This is a genomic window from Streptomyces sp. NPDC101225, from assembly GCF_044767585.1.
Taxonomy (GTDB): domain Bacteria; phylum Actinomycetota; class Actinomycetes; order Streptomycetales; family Streptomycetaceae; genus Streptomyces.
In genome coordinates, this window is the sequence record NZ_JBIWOE010000018.1 from 21,611 (window position 1) to 39,679 (window position 18,069).

Here is an 18,069-nt window from a genome sequence, read left to right on the forward strand (position 1 = left end):
ACGATCGCCGCCATGACACCACCGGACCCCGCTCAAACGCGGACGACAACCCCGGCGGCGGGCCGCTCCGCGCAGACCGCGACACTCGCCGAGATCGCCCGTGAGGCCGGCGTGTCCGCGCCGACTGTTTCGAAGGTCCTCAACGGCCGTGCGGATGTGGCCCCGGCCACCCGCAGCCGCGTCGAGGAGCTGCTGCGGGCGTACGGCTACCGGCGCCGCCGCGCCGAGGCCAGCCGCTCGCCCCTGATCGACCTGGTCTTCCACGAGCTGGAGAGCGCGTGGGCGATGGAGGTCATCCGGGGCGTGGAGAACGTCGCCCGGGACGCGGGGCTGAGTGTCGTGCTGAGCGAGAGCGCCGGGCGGCTGACACCGGGGCGCACCTGGGCCGACCAGGTCGCCGCCCGCCGGCCGCACGGCGTGATCCTCGTGCTGAGCGGGCTCGACGAGTCCCAGCGTGCGCTGCTGACCAGCCGTTCCATCCCGTTCGTGGTGATGGACCCGGCCGGCGATCCCGGCGTCGACGTCCCCTCGATCGGCGCGACCAACTGGCAGGGCGGGCTCGCCGCCACCCGGCACCTCGTCGACCTCGGCCACACCCGTATCGGTGCCGTCACCGGACCGTCCCGCATGATGTGCAGCCGCGCCCGTGTCGACGGCTACCGGGCCGCCCTGGAGACCGCGGGCCTCCCGGTCGACCCGGACCTGATCGCGACCGGCGACTTCCATCACGAGGCCGGCTACCGGCAGGGGCTGGAGCTGCTGCGCCGCCCGGACCGGCCCACCGCGGTCTTCGCCCTCAACGACCTTCAGGCGCTGGGCCTTTACGAGGCCGCACGCGAACTGGGCCTGCGCATCCCGGAGGACCTGAGCGTGGTCGGCTTCGACGACCTGCCGGTCGCCCGCTGGGTGGGACCGCCGCTGACGACCGTGCGGCAGCCGCTGACCGAGATGGCGGAGGCGGCCGCCAAGCTGGTGCTCGACCTGGGGCGGCAGGACCAGCCGCCGGTGGCGACCCGGGTGGAGCTGGCCACGAGCCTGGTGGTGCGCAGCAGCACGGGGGCGCCGCCGGTGCGTTAGGGCGGCCGTGGCGAGGGCTGTGGGGCCGTGCCGACGGCTGTGACGGGACGCCCCACACCGCCCCGAAGTCAATCGGTTCTACGGCCGAAACTTTCGGAGGCGCCCTCGCCGGGACGCCGAGTTGCTCCGGGAGTTGATCCCGGAGCTGATCCGGGGATGAGAAACGTGAGATTCTCCGAAGAATTCCGTTTCCCGTTGCCGTCCCTAACAATCCCCTAATAATTCGGACTTACGTTCCTGCCCGTGACGGGACACGACGAGAACGGCGACGCGGGCAGATACAGGGGCCGACGGTCGACGGTGCTGAAGGCCGCCGGCCTCACCATGGCGGGCCTGCTGGTGCTGGGCGCGGGTGCGGCGGGCTGGGCGTACTGGCACCTCAACGGCAACATCAAGAGCGTGGACATCAACAACGCACTCGGCGACGACCGCCCGGCGAAGCCGGTGACGAGCCCGTCCGCCGGTGCGTCCGCCTCCGCCTCCCCGCTCCCGACCGGCTCGCTGAACATCCTGGTCCTGGGCTCGGACTCGCGCAGCGGCAAGGAGAACAAGGCGCTGGGCGGGGGCGACAGCTCCGGTGCCCGGTCCGACACGGCGATGGTGGTGCACATCGACGCGGGCCGCAGGAAGGCCACCGTCGTCAGCATCCCGCGCGACACCCTGGTCACGCGCCCGTCCTGCCCGCTGAAGTCCGGCGGGTCGACGGCGGTGGCGTACGGCTCGATGTTCAACAGCGCCTACTCGGTGGGCGGGGCGGTGTGCGCGGTCAAGACCGTCGAGTCGATCACGGACGTACGCATGGACCACTACGTCGAGATCGACTTCTCCGGGTTCGCGCGGCTGGTGGACGCGCTGGGCGGCGTCACCGTGACGCTCGACCAGGACATCGACGACGACGACAGCCACCTGCACATCAAGGCGGGCACCCGCAGACTCGACGGCACCCAGGCCCTGGCCCTCGCCCGCACCCGGCACGGCATAGGCGACGGCAGCGACCTGGGCCGCATAGGGCTGCAGCAGAAGCTGGTCAAAGCCCTGCTGGAACAGATCTCCTCGACCGACCTGTTCACCGACCCCGCCAGGCTCTACACGGTCGCCGAGGCGGTGACCAGCAGCCTGACCACCGACACCGGCCTCGACTCGCTGAGCGAACTCGTCGACCTCGGCCGGAGCCTGAAGGGCCTGTCCGCCGCCGACGTGAGGACGGTGATGATGCCGGTGGTGCCGGCCCCCTCGGACCACAACCGCGTGGTGGCGAAGGAACCGGCGGCGAGCGAGCTGTGGAAGTCGCTGCGCTGACCCGGTCGTCCGTGGCGGGCGTCTGTGACCTGCAAGGACGTACGCCCCGGAAAATTCTTCGAAGAAATCCGGTGCGTGTGTCGATCCGGCCGGGTCCCGATCGACGCACAGGCGAGAGGCCGGGAAGGACCGGCCCCCGCCGACCGAGGAGGCAGTCATGCCGCGTTACCTGTCGCTCGTGCAGATCGACGAGTCCACCGCGCCCGCCGAGGGCCCGAGCCCGGAGCTGATGCAGCGCATGGGCGAGCTGATCGAGGAGGTCACCAAGGCGGGGGTCATGCTCGACACCGCCGGGCTGACGCCGTCCGCGCAGGGCACCCGGGTGCACTGGGAGGGCGGGCGGATCTCCGTCACCGACGGGCCCTTCACCGAGGCCAAGGAGGTCGTCGGCGGCTACGCGATCATGCAGTGCAAGGACATGGCCGAGGCGCTGGAGTGGACGAAGAAGTTCCTGAAGGTCCACGAGGAGCACTGGACCGTGACGTGCGAGGTCCGGGAGATCGCGGAGGGCTAGGGGCGCCCTTCCTTGGCCGTGCGCCGGGAGCGGTGTCGAATGGAGGGCTGTGAGCATACAGCCCTCCGCCGGCGCCGACCCCCGGCACGCCATCGAGACCGTCTTCCGCATCGAGTCGCCCCGCATCATCGCCGGCGTCACGCGCGTCGTGCGCGACGTCGGCATCGCCGAGGAACTCGCGCAGGACGCCCTGGTCGCCGCCCTGGAGCAGTGGCCGCGGGACGGCGTGCCGGACAACCCGGGCGCCTGGCTCATGTCCACCGCGCGGCACCGCGCCGTCGACCTGGTCCGGCGCCGGGAGAACTACGCCCGCAAGCTGGCGGAGATCGGCCGCAGCCTGGAGACGGCGGCCCCGCCCGAGGAACCCGCCGATCCCGAGGACATCGACGACGACCTGCTCCGCCTGGTCTTCACCGCCTGCCACCCGGTCCTGTCGGCCGAGGCCCGCATCGCGCTGACGCTGCGCCTGCTCGGCGGTCTGACGACGGCCGAGATCGCCCGCGCGTTCCTGGTCCCCGAGCCGACGGTCGCCCAGCGCATCGTCCGCGCGAAGAAGACCCTCGCCACCAGGAACATCGCCTTCGAGGTGCCCGACGGCCCCGAGCGCGAGGCCCGCCTCGGCTCCGTCCTCGACGTCATCTACCTGATCTTCAACGAGGGGTACGCCGCCACGGCCGGCGACGACTGGCTGCGTCCCGCCCTGTGCGAGGACGCGTTGCGGCTGGCCCGCGTGCTGTCGGGCCTGATGCCCAAGGAGCCCGAGGTGCACGCGCTGGCCTCCCTGCTGGAGTTCCAGGCGTCGCGCACGGCCGCCCGCACCGGACCGGACGGCGAGCCCGTGCTCCTGAAGGACCAGAACCGGCGCCGCTGGAACCGCATGCTCGTGGCCCGCGGCATCACCGCCCTCCACCTCGCCGACGCCACGGCCACCGGCGCTCCGGGCCCCTACGCCCTCCAGGCCGCCATCGCCGCCTGCCACGCGCACGCCTACACCTACGAGGAGACCGACTGGGCGAGCATCGCGACGCTCTACGGCCTGCTCGCCGCCCGCGCGCCCTCCCCGGTCGTCGAACTCAACCGCGCCGTCGCCGTGTCGATGGCGCGGGGCCCGGCCGAGGGCCTCGCGATCGCCGACGCCCTCGCCGCCGAACCCGCCCTGCGCGACTACCACTTGCTGCCCAGCGTGCGCGGCGACCTGCTGGCCCGCCTCGGCCGCACGACCGAGGCCCGCGCGGAGTTCGCGCGAGCCGTGGAACTCGCCCGCAACGAACGTGAACGGGAGCTGCTGCGCGGCAGGCTCCGCTCACTCGGTGCCTAGGGGGTGACCGGGGCGCCGATCAGCATGGTCGGCGCCCCGGCGACCCGGGTCAGGAACACGGTGGCCGCCCTCGGGCCCTGCGCCTTCGGGAGGGCCTTGCGGCGCAGCTCCTCCGGTTCGACGGCCGACCCGCGCTTCTTGACGGTCAGCACACCGACCTCGCGCTCGCGCAGCAGCGCCTTCAACTTCTTCACGTTGAAGGGGAGTTGGTCGGTGATCTCGTAGGCGGAGGCGTACCGGCTCGCGTGCCGTTCGTCCGAGGTGACGTACGCGATGGTCGCGTCGATCAGCCCGCCGTTCAGCTCCTCGGCGGCCTCGGCGACCAGGTGGGCGCGGATGACGGCGCCGTCGGGCTCGTACAGGTACCGTCCGACGGGCCGGACCCGGGGGTCGGGCAGCCCCCGGCCCAGCAGCGTGCGCGGTCCGGGCAGCAGCGTGGCGCGCACGGCGCCCGGCCGGGTCCCGAACCACAGCACCGCCTCCTTCACGTCCCCGCCGTCCGAGATCCACTCGGCCTCGGCGTCCCCGGGCACGGCCTCGTGCGGGATGCCGGGTGCCACCTTCAGTGCCGCGTGCGGGGCCCTGCGGGCGGCCTCGACGGCCCACGACAGGGGCGGCGAGTAGGCCTCGGGGTCGAAGATCCGTCCCCGTCCGCCCCGTCTGGCCGGGTCCACGAACACGGCGTCCCAGCCGTCCGTACGCACCTGGGTGACGTCGTCCTCCCGCACCTCGATCAGCTCGTCCAGCCCCAGCGCCTCGGCGTTCGCCCGGACGGTGGCCGCCGTCGCCGGGTCCCGGTCCACGGCGAGGACGCGGATGCCCGCCCGGGCGAGCGCGATCGCGTCCCCGCCGATCCCGCAGCACAGGTCGGCCACGGACGTCACCCCCAGCGCCCGCAGCCGCTGCGCCCGGTGGGCGGCGACACTCGCCCGCGTGGACTGCTCCACCCCGTTCGGCGTGAAGAACATCCGCTGCGCGTCCTCGGCGCCGAACTTGGCCGCCGCCCGCTGCCGCAGCCGGGCCTGCCCGATCGCCGCCGACACCAGTTCGGCGGGGTGCGCGCGGCGCAGCCGGGTGGCGACGGCGAGTTCGTCGGCGGGGGCCGTGCCGCGCACCTCGTCGAGGAGGGCGCGGCCTTCGGGGGTCAGGAGAGGGGCGAGGTCGTTCACCGGGTCATTGTGGGCCAGTCGGTGGACGGTCCGCCGCGCGCAGCGGTGTCGGACCCGTTTCGGCGCTCCGGCCTGCGAGGATCCGGCGCCATGCGAGAAGTAGGACAAAATGAAAAAAATCTGGCCCCGCGTGGCCTGTGGGTCCGCGGCGGCATCGCCGTCCTCGCCCTCGCGGCCGCCGTCTCGGGCTGCGCCTCGCCCGGCGGCCACGAGGCGCGCCCGGCCGCCGGACCGCAGCAGCTCCAGGCGCCCGCCGCCCGCGCTCTCGACTCCTACGCCGCGAAGCTGCGCGCGGCCCACGCCGCCCGCGTCGCCGCGGCGAGGCGCTGGAACCTGGCCAGGGTCCCCCTCACGGCTCCGCCGCCGCCCGTCCACAAGCCGAGGATCACCGCCCGCAAGGGCTTCGAGGTGCAGGACCAGGAGGAACTGGACCTGCCGCCCGTCTTCACCACGATCCCCACCCGGCAGAAGGTCGTCTTCCTGACGATCGACGACGGGTCCGAGAAGGACCCGGAGTTCCTGCGCATGATGAGCGATCTGAAGATCCCGTACACCGCCTTCCTCACCGACAAGGAGATCAAGGACGACTACGGGTACTTCCGCACGATGCAGGGCGAGGGCCACACCCTGAACAACCACACCCTCACCCACCCCTACCTGCCCGGTCTGTCCTACGAGGAGCAGAAGCGCGAGATCTGCGGCATGCAGGCCGTCATGAAGAAGCAGTTCGGCAGGGCGCCGACCGTCCTTCGCCCGCCGTTCGGCAACTACAACCAGGACACCCTGCGCGCCGCCAGGTCCTGCGGCATCAAGTACGCGCCCATCTGGGACGAGGAGGTCTTCGTCGACCACTGGGAGTACCGCGAGGACGACCAGGACCTGCACCCCGGCGACATCGTGCTCACCCACTTCCGCGGCCGCGCCGACTGGGGCGGCAAGGGCACCATGATCGACGACATGCGCCGCTTCCTGAACAAGGTCACGGCCGAGGGGTACGCGGTGGCCCGCCTGGAGGACTACCTGTGAGGCCGGGCGGCCTGGCGGCCGGCGGGCTGGCCCTCGCCCTGCTCACCGGCTGCGCCCAGTCCGTCGACCCCATCGAGCGGCTGAGCGAGAAGGCCGCCCAGCGGGTGCGGCCGCACGAGGCGGCCGTCCCGGCGGAGCGGGCGGCGTACCTCCGCTGGGGCCTCACGGCTCCGCTGGCGCCCGCCCCGAAGCCGTCCCGCGCCTCACCGGCCAAGGCGGCGGGCCGCGGCCTGCCCCCGGTCGTGCACCGTGTCCGCACCCGCGACAAGGTCGTCTTCCTGACCTACGACGACGGGGCCGAGAAGGATCCGCGGTTCGTCGACATGGTCCGCGAACTGCGCCTGCCCGTCAGCGTGTTCCTCACCGACAGCGTCGTGGGACCGGGCTACGGCCACTTCGCCCGGCTCCGGTCGGCCGGCGCGGGCATCCAGAACCACACCCTCGACCACCCGTCCCTGCGCGGCCTGCCCTACGCCGGCCAGCGCGCCGAGATCTGCGGCCAGCAGGACAGGCTCCGCGCCCGTCTCGGCGCCCGCCCCCGCCTCTTCCGCCCGCCCTACGGCGCCTACGACACCACCACCCGCCGGGCGGCCGCCGACTGCGGCATCTCCGCCCTGGTCCTGTGGCGCGCGTCCATGACGGGCACCGGCGAGCTGACGTACGCGCAAGGCGGCGACCACCTGCGCGCCGGCGACATCGTGGCGGTGGACCCGGACGAGAGCGCGGGGCTGCCCCTGCGCCGGCGAACCCTGCGCCTGCTGCGCCGCGTGCAGGAGCAGGGCCTGACGGTGGGCCGCCTCGAGGACTACGTCTGACGTTTCGAGCGCCGGTCCGCCGCGTTCGAGCCCGTCCGGCGTTCCAGGACGAGGCCCATCGGGCCGGCCATCCCGGCCGACGCGCCGCGGGCATTGGCACTCCGCTTGACCGAGTGCTAATCCCGGTCATAGTCTCGGCTCTGGCACTCCCCCCGGGAGAGTGCCAAATACGCGACGGGCAGGTCCGGCACCCGCGACGACGGATCGACCTGGTCGCCACCTCAGACAGTTAACCCCGTGAGATCTCCGAAGGGGGAGGTCGGATCGTGACGACCGCCAGCTCCAAGGTTGCCATCAAGCCGCTCGAGGACCGCATCGTGGTCCAGCCGCTGGACGCCGAGCAGACCACGGCCTCTGGCCTGGTCATTCCGGACACCGCCAAGGAGAAGCCCCAGGAGGGCGTCGTCCTGGCCGTGGGCCCGGGCCGTTTCGAGAACGGCGAGCGTCTTCCGCTCGACGTCAAGACCGGCGACATCGTGCTGTACAGCAAGTACGGCGGCACCGAGGTGAAGTACAACGGCGAGGAGTACCTCGTCCTCTCGGCTCGCGACGTGCTCGCGATCGTCGAGAAGTAATTCATCTCGCACACATTGCTTTGAGCTGCGCCCCTGGCCCCCGCGACCTTTGACAAACCGGGCGCCCGGGGCGCAGTGCATTTCCCACCCCTGAAATCCGAGAGGGCTCCCGCTGTCATGGCGAAGATCCTGAAGTTCGACGAGGACGCCCGTCGCGCCCTCGAGCGCGGCGTCAACAAGCTGGCCGACACGGTCAAGGTGACGATCGGCCCCAAGGGCCGCAACGTCGTCATCGACAAGAAGTTCGGCGCCCCCACCATCACCAACGACGGCGTCACCATCGCCCGTGAGGTCGAGGTCGAGGACCCGTACGAGAACCTCGGCGCGCAGCTGGTGAAGGAGGTGGCGACCAAGACCAACGACATCGCGGGCGACGGCACCACCACCGCCACCGTGCTCGCCCAGGCGCTGGTGCGCGAGGGCCTGCGCAACGTCGCCGCGGGTGCGTCCCCGGCGCTGCTGAAGAAGGGCATCGACGCGGCCGTGGCCGCCGTGTCCGAGGACCTCCTCGCGTCGGCCCGCCCGATCGACGAGAAGTCCGACATCGCCGCCGTGGCCGCGCTGTCCGCCCAGGACCAGCAGGTCGGCGAGCTCATCGCCGAGGCGATGGACAAGGTCGGCAAGGACGGCGTCATCACCGTCGAGGAGTCCAACACCTTCGGTCTGGAGCTGGACTTCACCGAGGGCATGGCCTTCGACAAGGGCTACCTGTCGCCGTACTTCGTGACGGACCAGGAGCGCATGGAGGCCGTCCTGGAGGACCCCTACGTCCTCATCAACCAGGGCAAGATCTCCTCCATCGCCGACCTGCTGCCGCTGCTGGAGAAGGTCATCCAGGCCGGCTCCTCCAAGCCGCTGCTGATCATTGCCGAGGACGTCGAGGGCGAGGCCCTGTCGACCCTGGTGGTCAACAAGATCCGCGGCACCTTCAACGCCGTCGCGGTGAAGGCCCCCGGCTTCGGCGACCGCCGCAAGGCGATGCTGCAGGACATGGCCACCCTCACCGGTGCCACCGTCATCTCCGAGGAGGTCGGCCTCAAGCTCGACCAGGTCGGCCTGGACGTGCTGGGCTCCGCCCGCCGGATCACGGTCACCAAGGACGACACGACCATCGTGGACGGCGCCGGCGACTCCGCCGACGTCCAGGGCCGCATCGCCCAGATCAAGGCCGAGATCGAGAACACGGACTCCGACTGGGACCGCGAGAAGCTCCAGGAGCGCCTCGCGAAGCTGGCCGGCGGCGTGTGCGTGATCAAGGTCGGCGCCGCCACCGAGGTGGAGCTCAAGGAGAAGAAGCACCGTCTGGAGGACGCCATCTCCGCGACCCGCGCCGCGGTCGAGGAGGGCATCGTCTCCGGTGGTGGCTCCGCTCTGGTCCACGCCGTGAAGGTGCTCGAGGACAACCTCGGCAAGTCCGGCGACGAGGCCACCGGTGTCGCGGTCGTCCGCCGCGCCGCCGCCGAGCCGCTGCGCTGGATCGCCGAGAACGCCGGCCTGGAGGGCTACGTCATCACCTCCAAGGTCGCCGAGCTCGAGAAGGGCCAGGGCTTCAACGCCGCCACCGGCGAGTACGGCGACCTGGTCAAGGCCGGCGTCATCGACCCGGTCAAGGTCACCCGCTCCGCCCTGGAGAACGCCGCCTCCATCGCCTCCCTCCTGCTCACGACCGAGACCCTGGTCGTCGAGAAGAAGGAAGAGGAGGAGCCGGCCGCCGCGGGCCACGGCCACGGCCACGCCCACTGACACCGGTCAGCAGGAAGGCCCGGCACCTGTGAGGTGCCGGGCCTTCGGCCTTTCCTACTGCTCCAGCCCTTCCAGCGCCCCCAGCTGCGCCATCAGCCCGAGCCGGTCGTACTGCCACCAGCCCTCGACGATCTTCCCGTGGTCGCCGAACCGGAAGACGGTCGTGCCGGTCATGGACACCTTCCGTCCGGTGGGCGCGAGCCCCATGAACTCGCCCTTGTGCACGGCGTCCCCGGTCCAGCGCGTGCACACGCGGTCGCCGTCGCAGATCTGGTCCTCGACCGTGAAGTCGAGGTCGAAGCCGCCCCGCCACATCTCGGCCTCGCGCCGCATGGCGTCCATGCCGATGGTGTCCTGCTCGTTGGCGGGGTCGTGGTCGTGGTAGTTCTCGGCGAACAGGTCGTCGAGCGGCGGCAGCTCGCCCCTGGCGGACATCGTCTCGAAGAACCGCCGCGCGGTGGCCGCGAACAGCTGCTCGTCCCGTACGACGTCGAGATCCGTGAAGGTGGGCATCTCGTCGCACAGGGCGACCATCTCCCGGAAGATCTTGTCGGTCTCCGGCAGGCCGGAGTTCCGCATCGCCTCCTCGTACGACGGGAACTCCACGATCTCGATGAAGTGCGACGCGTCCGAGTGGTCCCTCCCGACCACCGCGTGCGTCGCCGTCCGCTTGCCCCTGGTCTGCTCGACCCATGTGTCCATCAGCCGGTTGACGTCGTCGAACCGGCTCGTCCTGCAGTCGATGATCTGAACGAAGGTCATGGTTGCCTCCGGTCCCTCGGGGTCCGGTTGAACAGCACCATTTTCCCACCGGGGCGCCCTCGCGCCTCCGCACGGGACTACTGCGGCCCGTACTTCCGCCCGGTGCGCGAGGTGATGCCGCCCAGCAGCCCACGCGGCGTCACCTTCACGAGCCCCATCAGCGCCTTGTACCGCGGGTCCGGGATCGACAGCGACTTGCCCCGGGCCAGGTCCGCGAGCGCCGCCGCCACCAGCTTGTCCGCGTCCAGCCACATCCAGCCGGGGATGTTGTCCGTCCCCATGCCGGCCCGCTGGTGGAACTCGGTGCGCACGAACCCCGGGCACAGCGCCATCAACCGCACGCCGCTGCCCGCCAGATCGCGTGCGGCGCCCTGGGTGAACTGCACGACCCACGCCTTGGAGGCGCCGTAGGTGCCGCGCGGCACGAAGGCGGCCACCGACGCGACGTTGACGACACCGCCGCGGCCGCGCTCCCGCATCGCCCCGGTCGCCGCCGCCGTGAGCCGGAGCACCGCCTCGCAGTGGACCTTGAGCATGGTCAGCTCGTCGGCCATCGACACCTCGAGGAAACGGCCCTTGTTGCCGAAGCCGGCGTTGTTGATCAGCAGGTCGACCGGGTCTCTGCGGTCGGACACGCGTGTGGCCACGGCCTCGATGCCGTCGTCCGTGGCGAGGTCCGCCGTGAGGACCTCCGCCTCGATGCCGTGCCGGTCGTGCAGTTCGGTCGCCTGCTCCTGGAGCCGCTTGGTGTCACGCGCGACGAGAACCAGGTTGTGCCCGTCGGCCGCCAGCCGACGTGCGAACGCGGCACCGATGCCCGCGGTCGATCCCGTAATCAGAGCCGTTGTCATGGCCCAAGGGTAGTGACCAGGACCGACAGCCTCCGCCGCGTGGGGCGCTGCCCGCCGGCGCCGTTCCGACGGTCTCTCAGCCGCCCGTCCGCGCCACGTACTTGCGGGCCAGCGCCAGCGCCTCGGAGTGCAGCGCGGGTCCGGCCGCGAGCAGGCGCGGCAGCAGCTCGCGCTCCGTGGTGACCGCGCGGAACTGCAGCGCCGCCGTCACCCCGTGGTCCGGCCGGTGCACGATCTCGACCGGATCGCCGGCCCGGATCTCACCCGCTTCGACGACCCTGAGATAGGCGCCGGTCACGCCCTTACGGGTGAATCTCCTCACCCAGCCCCGCTCGTCCATATGGCCCTGGAACGTACGGCACGGGATCCGCCCCGAGGTCACCTCCAGGACCACCCGCGAGCCGATCCGCCAGCGCTCGCCGATCAGCGCGTTCCTCACGTCCAGGCCGTCGGTCGTGAGGTTCTCGCCGAAACAGCCGTTGGCCAGCGGCCGGCCCAGTTCGCGCGCCCAGTCGTCGAGGTCCTCGCGCGCGTAGGCGTACACCGCCTGCTCGTCCCCGCCGTGGTGGCGGGTGTCGCAGACCGCGTCCCCGCCGAGCCCGCTCGCCCCGACCCCCTTCGGGCCCGGCGCCGCCACCCGCACCGGTCCGTCCACCGGCTGCTTGCCGATGCCGGTCAGACCCTGCGGCTGGTCCGTGTACGGCACGGGCAGGGCGCGGCCGAGGTTCACCGACAGAAGCTTCATGCCCGGAACGTTAGGCCACCGGACACCAAAGCGTCGACGCATTATCGGGTGCCGGATCAAAGGATCTCTTATCCTTGGTCCTGTGATCGAAGCCCGCCATCTGCGTGTCCTGCGTGCCGTCGCCGCCACCGGCTCGTTCTCGGCGGCCGGGCGCGAACTCGGCTGCACCCAGCCCGCCGTGAGCCAGCAGATGAAGGCCCTGGAGTCGTCCGTGGGCACCCCGCTGCTGGTGCGCAGCGGGCGCGAGATGCGGCTGACCCAGGCCGGCGAGGCCCTCGTCCGGCACGCCAACGGCATCCTCGCCGGGCTCACCGCCGCCGAGGAGGAGGTCGCGGCCATCGCCGGGCTGCGCGCGGGGCGCGTCCGGCTCGTCTCCTTCCCCAGCGGCAGCTCCACGCTCGTCCCCACCGCCCTGGCCGCCCTGCGCGCCGCGCACCCCGGCACCCGGGTCTCGCTCGAGGAGGCGGAGCCCCCCGCCTCCGTCGAGCTGCTGCGCGAGGGCGACTGCGACGTGGCGCTGGCCTTTCGCTACGAGGGCGCCGCGGGCGCGGAGGAATGGGACGACCTCGTCGTACGGCCGCTGCTGAGCGACCGCCTCGTGGGGCTCGTGCCGGAGCGCCACCGGCTCGCGGGGGCCGGTTCGGTGGCCATCGGCGACCTCGCGTGCGAGCCGTGGATCGCGGGATGCCCGCGCTGCCGCGGACAGTTGGTGGAGGTGTGCGAGAGCGCCGGTTTCACCCCGCGCATCGACTTCGCCACCGACGACTACCCGGCGGTGGTCGGCCTGGTAGGCGCGGGTCTCGGAGTCGCGGTACTGCCGCAGCTCGCCATCGAGTCCGTACGGCCGCGGCACGCGCGCGTGCTGGAGCTGCGGCCGGCGGTGCGCCGCGAGATCGTGGCGCTGACCCTGCCCGACCTGGCCCAGGTGCCGGCGGTCGCGGCGACCCTGGAGCACCTCGGGAGCGCGGCCGCCCGCCAGCAAAAGTGATGGGCACGCGGTGCGTGCCCATCATCCAGTGGAAGAAACGTTCCTTCAGGTGTTCGATGCGCTGTCCCCACCAGCCGCTACCACCAGCCGGTTTCGCGCGCGTCCCATGAGTTCTTCGCGCTCGTCCTCGGTCAGGCCGCCCCACACGCCGTACGGCTCGCGCACCGCCAGCGCGTGCGCCGCGCACTGCGCGCGCACGGGGCACCTCATGCAGACCTCCTTGGCCGAGTTCTCGCGAGCGCTCCGGGCCGCACCGCGCTCACCCTCCGGGTGAAAAAAGAGGGAGCTGTCCACCCCGCGACAGGCAGCCAGAAGCTGCCAGTCCCAAAGGTCCGCGTTCGGTCCGGGAAGGCGGGAGAAATCTGCCATTACGTGACCCCTTGTAGCCGTTCTGAGCGGATACGGTGCCAACGACCGTACAACTACGATCTAAGGAGATGAAAATATGACTCATTGCGAATCTAGCCTCAGACACCACTAGGTGGGAAGAAAAGGGGTCTAAATGGGGCATGGGTTGTGATGAAACATTGAGGGTCCGCGCCGCGTGACTCCACCGTGTCCGGGCCCTCACGTAGAGTGCCGAAGATGGCACACGGCCCCGTAACTCTTTCGAGTGACCATCGTTGAGAGGGCGGAGGCGGTTGAAACAACAAGCGCTCGGGCAGGCGTCCGAGACGGTCGACCGCACAGGTGACGATTTCGTACCAGCCTGGAGGCTCAAGGTGACGCGCATCAGCTGCGGAGGGCGGCCATGACATCCGTCCTCGTCTGCGACGACTCCCCGCTTGCCCGAGAGGCGCTCCGCCGCGCGGTCGCAACCGTGCCCGGCGTCGAGCGCGTGACGACCGCGGCCAACGGCGAGGAAGTCCTCCGCCGCTGGGGCGCGGACCGCTCGGACCTGATTCTGATGGATGTGCGCATGCCCGGCCTGGGCGGCGTCGAGACCGTGCGGCGGCTGCTGTCCGCCGACCCCGGTGCGCGCATCATCATGCTGACCGTCGCCGAGGACCTGGACGGCGTGGCCCTCGCGGTCGCCGCGGGTGCCCGCGGCTATCTGCACAAGGACGCCTCGCGCGCGGAGCTGCGCGCGACCGTCACGCAGGCGCTCGCCGACCCGACCTGGCGACTGGCCCCGCGCCGGCTGCGCTCCGCCGAGATGGGCGCCGCGCCCACGCTCACCGCGCGTGAGATCCAGGTGCTCGAGGGCATGAGCCACGGCCGGTCCAACGCGGAGATCGGCCGCGAGCTGTTCCTCTCCGAGGACACCGTCAAGACGCACGCCCGGCGGCTGTTCAAGAAGCTCGGCGCCTCGGACCGGGCGCACGCGGTGGCGCTCGGTTTCCGCTGGGGCCTGGTCCGTTAGGGCCTTGCGTGTGTCAGAGCGGGGGTTCGGGAAATCCCCGCCTACCGCACGGTGGGCGGGGGTGGCAAAACGACCCGCCGGGTGCCCGCTGCTCGTTTCGGCGCGGATGCCGCATCCTTGAGGTGTGGAGTCTCTCGGGGACGAGTCGGTCGAGCGGAAGGGGAGGGCGCAAGGGATGAGTTCCGGCGCACCTGCTCATAACGCTTCGGTGCACAACATCGGGCGCGGTGCCGCGGACCGTGCGGCCGCAGGGCACCATGGACCGATGCGCGACGACGAGGCGGCCGATGCCGCAGGGGCGATCGGTGCACTCGTCCATCGCGCCGTCGACGGGGACGAACAGGCGACACACGACCTGCTCGCCCACGTCCACCCCCTCGCGCTGCGCTACTGCCGCACCCGTCTGTCCCGTCTGCCGGGCGATGCCCGGCACTTCGTGGAGGACCTCGCGCAGGAGGTCTGCGTCGCCGTCCTGCTCGCGCTGCCGCGCTACAAGGACACCGGCCGCCCCTTCGAGGCGTTCGTCTTCGCCATCGCCGCGCACAAGGTCGCGGACCTCCAGCGGGCGGCGATGCGGCACCCGGGGTCGACGGCGGTGCCGTCCGACGAGATGCCGGAGCGGCCCGACGACTCCCTCGGCCCCGAGGAGCGGGCGCTGCTCAGCAGCGACGCCGAGTGGGCCAAGAAACTCCTGGCCAACCTCCCCGAGAACCAGCGCGAACTGCTGCTGCTGCGCATCGCGGTGGGCCTCACGGCCGAGGAGACGGGCCAGATGTTGGGAATGTCACCCGGGGCCGTGCGGGTCGCCCAGCACCGGGCGCTGAGCCGGCTCAGGGCGCTCGCGGAGCAGTGACGCCCTTGTGGCGAGCGCCTTCTTTGAACAGGCGACGCAACGATCCCGTAGGAACATACGAAGCCCGAGGTCGTGCGGGACCGTGGAATGGGAGCAGTGCACTTCCCGTTAGCATGGACATCCGCACCGATCAAGGCCATTTGGGGAAGGTGTCATGACTGCGAACGTCGACGGAGTGCCCGGAAAATTCGCGACACTCGGGCTGACCTACGACGACGTGCTGCTGCTGCCGGGCGCATCCGAGGTGCTGCCCAACGCGGTCGACACCTCGTCCCGCATCTCCCGCAACGTCCGGGTCAACATCCCGCTGCTCTCGGCGGCGATGGACAAGGTGACCGAGTCCCGGATGGCGATCGCCATGGCCCGTCTGGGCGGTGTCGGCGTGCTGCACCGCAATCTGTCGGTCGAGGACCAGGTCAACCAGGTCGACCTGGTCAAGCGGTCCGAGTCCGGCATGGTCACCGACCCCATCACCGTGCACCCCGAGGCGACGCTCGCGGAGGCGGACGCCCTGTGTGCGAAGTTCCGGATCAGCGGCGTGCCCGTGACCGACCCGGCCGGCAAGCTGCTCGGCATCGTCACCAACCGCGACATGGCCTTCGAGACCGACCGCAGCCGTCAGGTGCGCGACGTCATGACGCCGATGCCGCTGGTCACCGGAAAGGTCGGCATCTCCGGTGTCGACGCCATGCAGCTGCTGCGCAAGCACAAGATCGAGAAGCTGCCGCTGGTGGACGGCGAGGGCGTCCTCAAGGGCCTGATCACCGTCAAGGACTTCGTCAAGGCCGAGAAGTACCCGAACGCCGCCAAGGACGCCGAGGGCCGGCTGCTCGTCGGTGCCGCCGTGGGCGCCAGCCCCGAGGCCCTGGAGCGGGCCCAGGCGCTGGCCGGGGCGGGCGTGGACTTCCTGGTCGTCGACACCTCCCACGGCCACAACAGCAACGCCCTGAGCTGGATGGCGAAGATCAAGTCGAGCGTCCCGGTCGACGTGATCGGCGGCAACGTCGCGACGCGTGACGGCGCGCAGGCGCTGATCGACGCCGGCGTCGACGGCATCAAGGTGGGCGTGGGCCCCGGTTCGATCTGCACCACGCGCGTGGTCGCCGGCATCGGCGTCCCGCAGGTCACCGCCATCTACGAGGCCTCCCTCGCCGCCCGGCCCGCGGGCATCCCGCTGATCGGCGACGGCGGCCTGCAGTACTCCGGCGACATCGGCAAGGCGCTCGCCGCCGGTGCCGACACCGTCATGCTGGGCAGCCTGCTGGCGGGCTGCGAGGAGTCGCCCGGCGAGCTGCTCTTCATCAACGGCAAGCAGTTCAAGTCCTACCGCGGCATGGGCTCGCTCGGCGCGATGCAGTCCCGCGGCCAGGCGAAGTCGTTCTCGAAGGACCGCTACTTCCAGGCCGAGGTCGCCTCCGACGACAAGCTCGTGCCCGAGGGCGTCGAGGGCCAGGTGCCCTACCGCGGCCCGCTGGCCAACGTCCTGCACCAGCTCGTCGGCGGTCTGCGCCAGACCATGGGCTACGTGGGCGCGGCCACCATCGAGGAGATGGAGTCCAAGGGCCGCTTCGTCCGGATCACTTCGGCGGGGCTCAAGGAGAGCCACCCGCACGACATCCAGATGACGGTCGAGGCGCCGAACTACAGCAGGCAGTGACGCGCACGCGCGCGTGACCGACGCACGAGGGCGGCCCCGGTACCTCCGGGGCCGCCCTCGTCGTGCCCGTCGGCGATACTGGAAGACGCTGCAACGCATCAGGGAAAGGCCACAGACGTGACTGAGATCGAGATCGGGCGCGGCAAGCGCGGCCGCCGGGCGTACGCCTTCGACGACATCGCCGTCGTCCCCAGCCGCCGTACGCGGGACCCGAAGGAGGTCTCGATCGCCTGGCAGATCGACGCCTACCGCTTCGAGCTGCCGTTCCTGGCCGCTCCCATGGACTCGGTCGTCTCGCCCGCCACCGCGATCCGCATCGGCGAGCTCGGCGGTCTCGGCGTGCTCAACCTCGAGGGCCTGTGGACCCGGTACGAGGACCCGCAGCCGCTGCTCGACGAGATCGCCGAGCTGCCCGCCGGCACCGCGACCCGCCGCCTCCAGGAGATCTACACCGCTCCCATCAAGGAGGAGCTGATCGGCCGGCGCATCAAGGAGGTGCGCGACTCCGGCGTGGTCACGGCGGCCGCGCTCTCCCCGCAGCGCACGGCGCAGTTCTCCAAGGCGGTCGTGGACGCGGGCGTGGACATCTTCGTCATCCGCGGCACGACGGTCTCGGCGGAGCACGTCTCCGGCTCGCACGAGCCGCTGAACCTGAAGCAGTTCATCTACGAGCTCGACGTCCCGGTGATCGTCGGCGGCTGCGCCACCTACACCGCGGCCCTGCACCTGATGCGCACGGGTGCGGCGGGCGTGCTCGTCGGCTTCGGCGGCGGCGCGGCGCACACCACGCGCAACGTCCTGGGCATCCAGGTCCCGATGGCGACGGCGGTCGCGGACGTGGCCGCGGCCCGCCGCGACTACATGGACGAGTCCGGCGGCCGGTACGTGCACGTGATCGCCGACGGCGGTGTCGGCTGGTCCGGCGACCTGCCGAAGGCGATCGCCTGCGGCGCCGACTCGGTGATGATGGGCTCCCCGCTGGCCCGTGCGACGGACGCGCCGGGGCGTGGCCACCACTGGGGCATGGAGGCCGTCAATGAGGAGCTGCCGCGCGGCCAGAAGGTCGACCTGGGCACGGTCGGCACGATCGAGGAGGTCCTGGCGGGCCCCTCGCACACCCCCGACGGCTCCATGAACTTCTTCGGCGCCCTGCGCCGGGCCATGGCCACGACCGGCTACAGCGAGCTCAAGGAGTTCCAGCGGGTCGAGGTCACGGTGGCCGACTCACAGCACAAGCGGTAGCGCGTACGGCGCGAAGGGGGCCGGTCACCGGACGTGACCGGCCCCCTTCGCGTGTCCGGGGGCTGTGCGCCG

The 18,069-nt window shown here is 71.4% G+C and carries 18 protein-coding genes; 13 read left to right on the top strand and 5 right to left on the bottom strand.

Going from position 1 to position 18,069, the window contains the following annotated elements; genetic code table 11:
- Positions 1-12: 12 nt before the first annotated feature.
- The 4 genes from ACIRPX_RS24230 (at position 13) to ACIRPX_RS24245 (ending at position 4,208) form a co-directional block, all read left to right on the top strand.
- Positions 13-1,077: a LacI family DNA-binding transcriptional regulator gene (locus ACIRPX_RS24230; protein ID WP_404198198.1), complete on the top strand. Its 1,065-nt coding sequence runs from the start codon at positions 13-15 to the stop codon at positions 1,075-1,077.
- Between the two features lie 300 nt (positions 1,078-1,377).
- Positions 1,378-2,376 (top strand): LCP family protein, encoded by a 999-nt coding sequence (locus ACIRPX_RS24235; protein WP_404198528.1) that lies wholly within the window; start codon positions 1,378-1,380, stop codon positions 2,374-2,376.
- Positions 2,377-2,533: 157 nt separating this feature from the next.
- Entirely contained in the window at positions 2,534-2,890 is a 357-nt protein-coding gene (locus ACIRPX_RS24240; RefSeq protein WP_404198201.1) for a YciI family protein, read from the top strand.
- A gap of 49 nt (positions 2,891-2,939) precedes the next feature.
- Positions 2,940-4,208: an RNA polymerase sigma factor gene (locus tag ACIRPX_RS24245; RefSeq protein ID WP_404198203.1), complete on the top strand. Its 1,269-nt coding sequence runs from the start codon at positions 2,940-2,942 to the stop codon at positions 4,206-4,208.
- Here ACIRPX_RS24245 and ACIRPX_RS24250 read toward each other — a convergent pair.
- On the bottom strand, positions 4,205-5,377 hold the full coding sequence (locus ACIRPX_RS24250; protein WP_404198205.1) for a methyltransferase domain-containing protein: 1,173 nt from the start codon (positions 5,375-5,377) through the stop codon (positions 4,205-4,207). The genes ACIRPX_RS24245 and ACIRPX_RS24250 overlap by 4 nt on opposite strands.
- 90 nt (positions 5,378-5,467) lie before the next feature.
- On the opposite strand from ACIRPX_RS24250, the gene ACIRPX_RS24255 reads away from it, so the two are divergent.
- From ACIRPX_RS24255 to groL, 4 genes are all read left to right on the top strand, one after another.
- The gene (locus tag ACIRPX_RS24255; RefSeq protein WP_404198208.1) at positions 5,468-6,403 is read left to right on the top strand and encodes a polysaccharide deacetylase family protein; all 936 of its coding nucleotides are present in this window, start codon (positions 5,468-5,470) and stop codon (positions 6,401-6,403) included.
- Positions 6,400-7,218: a polysaccharide deacetylase family protein gene (locus ACIRPX_RS24260; protein ID WP_404198210.1), complete on the top strand. Its 819-nt coding sequence runs from the start codon at positions 6,400-6,402 to the stop codon at positions 7,216-7,218. The genes ACIRPX_RS24255 and ACIRPX_RS24260 overlap by 4 nt, the downstream gene beginning before the upstream one ends.
- Before the next feature lie 266 nt (positions 7,219-7,484).
- Positions 7,485-7,793, top strand: a complete 309-nt coding sequence (gene groES / locus ACIRPX_RS24265) for a co-chaperone GroES (protein WP_016434667.1) — start codon at positions 7,485-7,487, stop codon at positions 7,791-7,793.
- Between the two features lie 117 nt (positions 7,794-7,910).
- Positions 7,911-9,536 carry a chaperonin GroEL gene (gene groL / locus ACIRPX_RS24270; RefSeq protein ID WP_404198213.1) on the top strand — a complete coding sequence of 542 codons (1,626 nt, stop codon included), beginning with the start codon at positions 7,911-7,913 and terminating at the stop codon, positions 9,534-9,536.
- A 54-nt stretch (positions 9,537-9,590) separates the two neighbouring features.
- Here groL and ACIRPX_RS24275 read toward each other — a convergent pair whose 3' ends face one another.
- The 3 genes from ACIRPX_RS24275 to ACIRPX_RS24285 form a co-directional block, all read right to left on the bottom strand.
- Complete coding sequence (locus tag ACIRPX_RS24275) at positions 9,591-10,298, bottom strand: ester cyclase (protein WP_404198215.1); 708 nt, start codon at positions 10,296-10,298, stop codon at positions 9,591-9,593.
- 77 nt (positions 10,299-10,375) lie between these two features.
- The gene (locus tag ACIRPX_RS24280; protein ID WP_404198218.1) at positions 10,376-11,149 is read right to left on the bottom strand and encodes an SDR family NAD(P)-dependent oxidoreductase; all 774 of its coding nucleotides are present in this window, start codon (positions 11,147-11,149) and stop codon (positions 10,376-10,378) included.
- Between the two features lie 76 nt (positions 11,150-11,225).
- Positions 11,226-11,894, bottom strand: a complete 669-nt coding sequence (locus ACIRPX_RS24285) for an MOSC domain-containing protein (RefSeq protein ID WP_404198221.1) — start codon at positions 11,892-11,894, stop codon at positions 11,226-11,228.
- An 82-nt stretch (positions 11,895-11,976) separates the two neighbouring features.
- Between ACIRPX_RS24285 and ACIRPX_RS24290 the strand changes: the two genes are divergently transcribed.
- Positions 11,977-12,882 (top strand): LysR family transcriptional regulator, encoded by a 906-nt coding sequence (locus tag ACIRPX_RS24290; protein ID WP_404198224.1) that lies wholly within the window; start codon positions 11,977-11,979, stop codon positions 12,880-12,882.
- 45 nt (positions 12,883-12,927) lie between these two features.
- On the opposite strand, the gene ACIRPX_RS24295 is transcribed toward ACIRPX_RS24290, so the two are convergent.
- The gene (locus tag ACIRPX_RS24295; protein ID WP_384252330.1) at positions 12,928-13,251 is read right to left on the bottom strand and encodes a WhiB family transcriptional regulator; all 324 of its coding nucleotides are present in this window, start codon (positions 13,249-13,251) and stop codon (positions 12,928-12,930) included.
- A 382-nt stretch (positions 13,252-13,633) separates the two neighbouring features.
- On the opposite strand from ACIRPX_RS24295, the gene ACIRPX_RS24300 reads away from it, so the two are divergent.
- The 4 genes from ACIRPX_RS24300 to ACIRPX_RS24315 all read left to right on the top strand — a co-directional run bounded on the left by ACIRPX_RS24300 (position 13,634) and on the right by ACIRPX_RS24315 (position 17,997).
- Positions 13,634-14,245 (top strand): response regulator transcription factor, encoded by a 612-nt coding sequence (locus tag ACIRPX_RS24300; protein ID WP_003948568.1) that lies wholly within the window; start codon positions 13,634-13,636, stop codon positions 14,243-14,245.
- Positions 14,246-14,510: 265 nt separating this feature from the next.
- Complete coding sequence (locus ACIRPX_RS24305; RefSeq protein ID WP_404198228.1) at positions 14,511-15,098, top strand: sigma-70 family RNA polymerase sigma factor; 588 nt, start codon at positions 14,511-14,513, stop codon at positions 15,096-15,098.
- A gap of 154 nt (positions 15,099-15,252) precedes the next feature.
- Positions 15,253-16,755, top strand: a complete 1,503-nt coding sequence (guaB, locus tag ACIRPX_RS24310; RefSeq protein WP_404198231.1) for an IMP dehydrogenase — start codon at positions 15,253-15,255, stop codon at positions 16,753-16,755.
- Between the two features lie 117 nt (positions 16,756-16,872).
- Positions 16,873-17,997 (top strand): GuaB3 family IMP dehydrogenase-related protein, encoded by a 1,125-nt coding sequence (locus tag ACIRPX_RS24315; protein WP_404198234.1) that lies wholly within the window; start codon positions 16,873-16,875, stop codon positions 17,995-17,997.
- Positions 17,998-18,069 lie beyond the last annotated feature (72 nt).